This window comes from Methanosarcinales archaeon, assembly GCA_014859725.1.
Taxonomy (GTDB): Archaea; Halobacteriota; Methanosarcinia; order Methanosarcinales; family Methanocomedenaceae; genus Kmv04.
This window is the reverse complement of the sequence record JACUTQ010000125.1, coordinates 1-6,780: the sequence shown is the minus strand read 5'-3', so window position 1 is coordinate 6,780 and position 6,780 is coordinate 1. Positions and strand designations below refer to the sequence as shown.

General features: G+C 43.5%; 8 protein-coding genes. 7 read left to right on the top strand and 1 reads right to left on the bottom strand.

Features of this window, described 5'->3' with window-relative positions; all coding sequences use genetic code 11:
• Positions 1-85: 85 nt before the first annotated feature.
• Entirely contained in the window at positions 86-472 is a 387-nt protein-coding gene (locus tag IBX40_09810) for a DUF1699 family protein (protein MBE0524610.1), read from the bottom strand.
• Positions 473-619: 147 nt separating this feature from the next.
• On the opposite strand from IBX40_09810, the gene IBX40_09805 reads away from it, so the two are divergent.
• The 7 genes from IBX40_09805 to IBX40_09775 form a co-directional block, all read left to right on the top strand.
• On the top strand, positions 620-1,342 hold the full coding sequence (locus IBX40_09805; GenBank protein MBE0524609.1) for a YkgJ family cysteine cluster protein: 723 nt from the start codon (positions 620-622) through the stop codon (positions 1,340-1,342).
• Positions 1,343-1,380: 38 nt separating this feature from the next.
• Entirely contained in the window at positions 1,381-2,448 is a 1,068-nt protein-coding gene (locus IBX40_09800) for an MFS transporter (GenBank protein ID MBE0524608.1), read from the top strand.
• A 76-nt stretch (positions 2,449-2,524) separates the two neighbouring features.
• Positions 2,525-2,878, top strand: coding sequence for a nascent polypeptide-associated complex protein (locus IBX40_09795; GenBank protein MBE0524607.1), 354 nt, complete (start codon positions 2,525-2,527; stop codon positions 2,876-2,878).
• 106 nt (positions 2,879-2,984) lie between these two features.
• Positions 2,985-3,533 carry a 4Fe-4S dicluster domain-containing protein gene (locus tag IBX40_09790; GenBank protein MBE0524606.1) on the top strand — a complete coding sequence of 183 codons (549 nt, stop codon included), beginning with the start codon at positions 2,985-2,987 and terminating at the stop codon, positions 3,531-3,533.
• Positions 3,530-5,392 (top strand): aldehyde ferredoxin oxidoreductase family protein, encoded by a 1,863-nt coding sequence (locus IBX40_09785; protein MBE0524605.1) that lies wholly within the window; start codon positions 3,530-3,532, stop codon positions 5,390-5,392. The genes IBX40_09790 and IBX40_09785 overlap by 4 nt, the downstream gene beginning before the upstream one ends.
• Positions 5,393-5,397: 5 nt before the next feature.
• Entirely contained in the window at positions 5,398-6,207 is an 810-nt protein-coding gene (proC, locus tag IBX40_09780) for a pyrroline-5-carboxylate reductase (protein ID MBE0524604.1), read from the top strand.
• A 10-nt stretch (positions 6,208-6,217) separates the two neighbouring features.
• Positions 6,218-6,780 (top strand): winged helix DNA-binding protein (locus IBX40_09775; protein ID MBE0524603.1); only part of this gene is annotated, 563 nt, incomplete at its 3' end.

Here is a 6,780-nt window from a genome sequence, read left to right as displayed (position 1 = left end):
CTTTACAACGGTAATCGAGGGATGTTAAGACTGAGGGTACTTTCATGCTAAATATGAGAGTAGATTTAAGTTTTTCGAAATTGTCTTACACCAAAAACGTAATCAAATCTTCACTCAACCGTGTCTCCAATCCCAACTTAGATATTATCTCTTCCTTTGATTTTCCTTCATTCTTTAACTCTTCAATTCTGTCAAATATACGTGGCTTAATCTCATAGTACTCATTGATGTCCTTTCTATGACCCCACACATCTCCTTCCAGAAGTTCAATACCCTGCATTTCCAAAAACATCAATGTGGATTGGGATATTGTCCGCAAATATGAAGTTGGAATGTGGAGAGCTTTCAACGTTGGACTTGTTTTAACAAGAGTAAAAATATCCTTATTGGACGGCCTGAATGCGAAGTGAACTATCTCTTCATTTTCAATTGTCTCTATTTCTTCTTTTGAACTTACAATTCTTATTTTCATAATTCTGCCCCGATATTTTTTTGAATGAACATATATATTTATATTATTATTTAAATATTTCTAAATTGCAATTAAATCTTGTCACAAATAAAAATCTCTATTCTGAAAAATCCGATAACTAATTACCCATTAATGTGCAAACCTATGATGCAGGTGATCACTTTAATACAGCAATCAATTGAATCCAGGCAAGAACAATTCAAAGAAGAACTGCAACGTTTGAGAGATTATCCGGATGAAAAATTAGTTGACATAATCAAACAACTGGGATTTCAATGCAATCTGTGCGGCAAATGCTGCACATTGGAATTCAATGACCATGTATTTCTTCTTGATAAAGACACTGCTGCAATCAAGCAAATAGACGCATCTGCCCTCATACCCGCCCCGTACTATGAGTTCTGTGACCACAACGGCAGTTTCTATGTCTCAGGCTATGCCTTAAAAACAGGCCCTGACGGTTCATGCTTCTTTTTAGATGACAACAAGCGGTGCCAGATATATAACCATAGGCTTACCATATGCAGGATATACCCATATATGCTACACCGAGAAACTGATGAAGAGGGAAATATCGACTGGCGTCAGATAAGCGGTCTTAATGAGCATGGATTTTACCATACTGAGATCAACGATCAGGAATGCCAGCATATCGCAAGGGAGACTAAGGATTATGAGATCGCATATCTTGAGCATGAAATAGAATTTTTAAGAGCAATACAGGCATATTTCAGGAATAATAAGCTCAAGCATGTCCAAAGAACCTATGATACTAAGATAAGGGAGTTTAACAAAGGCAAAGAGATCGAGGTTTTTGTATATTATAATGGAAGATTTGAGAAAAACATTGTAACCATTCATGATTATTAAATAATTCGAAATAGACTTTGAACATTACAGGACCAAAAATGAGACTGAATGTGATCCAGTTCTTTACCAACACTTCTATAATGATGTCAATGATGCTGATCCCTCTCCTTGCCGGTGAGATGGGAGCCACCCTTACCCAGGTGGGTATCATAATGAGCGTGTATGGGATATGCCTGTTCTTCTCATCATATATGTTCAGTAAGGCTGCTGATGAGTGGGATATTAAAAAATTACTGCTCATAGGTCTTGCATGCTCTGTTGTTGCCTATTATCTTCAGGTGTTTGCGTACGATCCGTTAAGCCTGGCAGTTATCAGGGGGTTATTAGGAATATGTGTTGGAATGTATCCGGCAGCCCTTATAATGCATGTATATGGACAAAAGAGAAGCTTGGGAAAATTCATATCTTTTGGTGCTCTGGGCTGGGCTGCAGGCTTTTTAGGGGCCGGTCTGCTCGGGGATTATAATATCATTTTCGCAGTCAGTGCATTAATGGTCCTGTTCTCTTTATTTATTGCTGCGGGCATGCAAAGAGTGGAAGTTGAACGGATTAAAGTGGATTATTTCTCATTTTCCACCATTAAAAAGAATTGGAATATCTATCTCACATTCTTTTTACGTCATATAGGGGCCGTTGCATGCTGGACCATATTCCCTTTGTATCTCACAACGTTAGGTGCGGATAAGTTCCGGATAGGAGTCATATACGCCATTAATCCAATCGTCCAATTCTTCTTGATGCGCAGATTAGACAGCTTGAATATGGAAAAAGTTGTAAAAGCCGGGTATTTGTTCTCAGTAGCTGCATTTTTCAGCTTGATTCCGGCTACGGTCTACTATCATGTCATTCCCAGTATGCTGCTGGTGGCTGCATCCTGGTCATTCCTGTTAGTAGGCTCTATTGAACTCCTTATCACACGCAATACTGATAAGGCAACAGCTTCCGGCTTTCTTAATTCGGTAATCAGTCTGTCCATGATAGTTGGTGCTCTGATTGGGGGTGCTATTGCCCATCAATGGGGTTTCCAGTCAGTTTTTGCCGTTGCAGGTGGATTGAGCCTGGTGAGTTATATGTTCTCGACAACACTTACTCAGGCACAGGTTTAACGGGAGCAGCGCTATTCCTGTAAAAGAATAATGTTTTAACATTGGATGTTGTATCTAAACTGCAGGTGAGACAAAAATGGCAAAAAAACCGGCCGGAATGCGAGGAATAAATCCCAAGGCAATGAACCAGATGATGAAACAGATGGGTATTGATAGCAGTGAGATCGAAAATGTGGAGCAGGTTATTATTAGAACTGCAGATACTGAAATCATTTTTGATGATGCCAGTGTGACAAAAGTAGCTGCTCCGGGTATGCTTACCTATCAGGTTGTTGGTAATCCACGCGAAGTTCCCAGAGAAACACCAATCCCGGAAGAGGACATAGCACTTGTAGCTGAGCAAACCGGAAAAAGTCAGGATGAAGCCAGGGCAGCCCTTAAGGAAACGGGCGGCGATCTGGCAGAAGCTATAATGAAGCTAAGTGAATAAATAAATAGAATCACTTTTTTAACCAAAATCTGGCAAGTTATTTATATTAATAATATATTTTCAGTGTAGAAGTAGTCAATATAGTGTATATATTCTGGTGATTAGATTGCGCAAGAAGCTGACAGTAATCCCTGAGAGATGTTCAGGATGCAGGGTATGCGAATTAGTCTGTGCCATATCCCACACAGGTGTTAATAATCCAAAAAAAGCAAACATAAGGGTCATCTCATTGTATCCCCATCCGGTAATCAAGATGCCTATAGTGTGTGAACAATGTAAGAAGCCTAAATGCAGGGATGCCTGTCCTACTGATGCTATTGTCAAGAATGATGGCGTTGTTACCATATTGGAAGATAGATGCGTCTCCTGCCATGCATGTGTGAATGCATGTCCCATAGGCGCAATATTCGTGCATGAGGATATTGAGATTCCTTTCAAATGCGATATGTGCGGCGGCAAGCCAAAATGTGCAGAATCCTGCCCTAAAAAAGCCATCCTGTATGTGCCCGAGCACACCCAGGGACAGGCCCATCGCCTGGGTGCGGCACTGAAATACGCCAACATGCAGGAAGTCGAATACTACGAGCACGGAGTAAAGAAGAAGCTCAGATATGCAGAGATAGAGACCGGAGGTACAAGAGGTGATTCAGAATGAGTCCTGAAGGCGGATACCATAAGAAGATACTGCATGTAGACCTGACCGAGTGTAAAACCCATGTAGAGACTGTAAGTGATGAATTTGCCCTGAAATATATAGGCGGCAGGGGCTGGGGTGCGCGTCTGGTATGGGAGCACATGAAAGATGACGTAAATCCTCTGGGTCCTGATAATATTATAGTAATAGCTCCCGGTCCATTGTCCGGGCTATACCTGCCTGCAGCTGGCAAGACTTCGTTTTGTTCTATTAGCCCTGCCACTGGCATCTATGGGGACAGCAACCTGGGAGGCATGTTCGGTGTGGAACTGCGCATGGCAGGATTTGATGCAGCAATAATAAAAGGCAAGGCTCCAGAACTATCGTACTTGTGGATAGATGATGACGATGTCCAGATTAAGAGTGCTGTAAAATACATGAACATGGGCAGTATCGAGACAGAACACCAGTTGCGTGAGGATATCGGGGATGAGACCGTAAAGGTTGCAACCATCGGTCCTGCAGGCGAGAACATGGTTAAGATGGCCTGCATCACTGCTGATTGGGGACGCAATGCCGGACGTACAGGAATGGGTGCGGTACTGGGTTCAAAGAACCTGAAAGCCATTGCCATTCGCGGAACAAAAGATCTGCCTGTGGCCGACCTGCCTAGTCTGACCAGGATAAGTGACAAAGCCTTTAAAAAATTAAAACAGCACAATCTATTCGAGTTCTGGCAGCGCCAGGGTCTGATGAGTGTTATCGATTATGCCAATGCCTCAGGTATCATTCCAACTCATAATTTCATGGACGCCCATTTCGATAAGGCTGAAGAAATAAACGGCGATGTCATGGAACTGAACTACAAGATAGGTGATTCTGCCTGTTACAGCTGTCCCATGGCCTGTAGTAATGTGAATCTGGTAAAAGACGGAAAGTATGCAGGCACAGTCATCGAAGGTCCAGAATACGAAACTGCAGCCATGTTCGGTTCCAATGTTGGTATTAGTGATTTTGATGCTATACTCAGGGCCAATTATCTTTGCGATGAATATGGCGTCGATACCATATCTTCTGGCAGTCTGATCTCTGTGATGATCGAAGCTTATGAAAAAGGTATGGTCAGTCTTGAAGATCTTGATGGTGTAGCACTGAAATGGGGTGACGATGATGCCATTATGGATCTGATACGCAAAATAGCCTTAAGGGAAGGTGTAGGTGATACCCTGGCAGATGGAGTGTACGGAGTGATCAAGCGTTGGCCCCAGCTGGCACCTCTTATTTCTCATGTCAAGGGACTGGAGCAGTCGGCATATGATGCCCGCATTGCCATTACCATGGCGCTGGGATATGCCACATCTGATATCGGTGCACACCATGCAAGGGCATGGCCTATTGCTAAAGAATTAGAGATGGGGGGTAACTGGAGCCTGGAAGAGAAAGCTGACCTGGTCATATATCACCAGACAGTACGGCCTTTATTTGATATGCTGGGTGTATGCAGGCTGCCCTGGATTGAGCTTGGTTTTGATGAGAATACCTATGCAGAGTTCTACAGTGCCGCGACAGGTATCGAGTTCACGTTAGATGAACTATTAAAACGCAGTGATGCTGTTTACAACCTGACCAGGGCCATCAATATCAGGCTGGGACTGTCCCGGGTTGATGATAAGCCGCCTGAGAGGGTGTTCAATGATCCTATAAAGACCGGACCACATGCCGGCAAAGCATTGAACAGGGAAGAATTCGAGCGGATACTTGACATATATTACCAGCGGCGTGGCTGGGATAATGACGGAATTCCCACAAACGAGACCCTTAAAGAAAATGGTCTGGAAGACGTGATCGAATATATGGAGCAAAGACGAGCAGGAAAGTGATTCATATGAAAGATAATACGATTGGATTTATCGGTACAGGAAAGATGGGCGAGGCCCTGATAAGAGGTGTAATTAATTCGGGCCTGGTCAAGCCAGATAAGATCTGTGCCAGTGATATCGATGAAAATAAATTGAACTCGTTAGAATCGGAACTCGGCATAACTGTTTCATGCGATAACAAACAGACTCTGGAGCAATCAGATGTAGTCATATTAGCTATTAAGCCCCAGATCATTCGGTATGTCCTGCAGGGAATGAAGGATTCTATAATAAAGAAGCATCTTTTCATTTCAATTGCTGCAGGTGTTACCATTGGCAACCTGGCCAAAGAACTACCAGGGGGCACCAGGATTGTACGGGTTATGCCAAATATCTGTGCCACGGTGGGTGAAGCGGCGTCAGCGATTTGTCCCGGCGACACTGCCACAAAGTTTGATATTGAGACTGCATGTAAAATATTTAATGTGGTTGGCGGAACTGTTGTAGTGGACGAACATCTGATGGATGCTGTGACAGGCCTTTCAGGCAGCGGACCTGCGTTCGTGTTTATAATCATTGAAGCGATGGCAGACGGTGGAGTGCACCAGGGACTGGACAGGGCGACCGCCCTGAAACTTGCAGCACAAACTGTGCTGGGAGCAGCCAAGATGACGCTTGAGACTGGACAGCACCCTGGAGAATTGAAAGATATGGTAACATCTCCTGGTGGGACCACAATTTGCGGCATCGAAGCTCTGGAAAAAAACAATGTCAGGGCTGCAATAATGTCTGCTGTGATAGCTGCTTCTGAAAGGTCCAAAGAGCTTGGAAAATAAGGACGGTACAATGGGCGGTGTCAACCTTATCCTCCAGCAAAAACCCGCTCTTACACTGCTTTCCATCAGAAATGAAGGCGGGACTTATGCATCTGTGATATCCAGGGAGATAGAGTCCACTTTTGCCCATACTACCAATATTTTGAATAAGCTGGAAGAACAGGGTCTGGTAACATTCGAGCCAGATGGCAGCGACAACCGGGTAAAAAGGGTCGAGCTGACACCTAAAGGACAGGATGCTGCAGAATTGGTTGATGAACTGGCCGCGGTGCTGGAAGGCAAGAAAACTGGAAATGTACAAAAAAATAAAGCTTCTTCTAAGAAAAAAGCGATAGATTTCGCAAAAAAAATCGAGATGATTAAGACCCGGATCGATTTGATATCAAATGAGGAACTGTCTGCAAAAAAGAGCGTTTCACAAGAGGATTATGGACGTATAGGACGGCGGTTGGGTCCATATAGACGGGAGCTGCATAAGATAATGAAGTATGGCAGGAAAGGAGATGTTAAGCAAGCTGAAGCACTGGATGAAGAGATCAGAAGATTATTCGAGGAGAGGGAAAGATTGAGGAT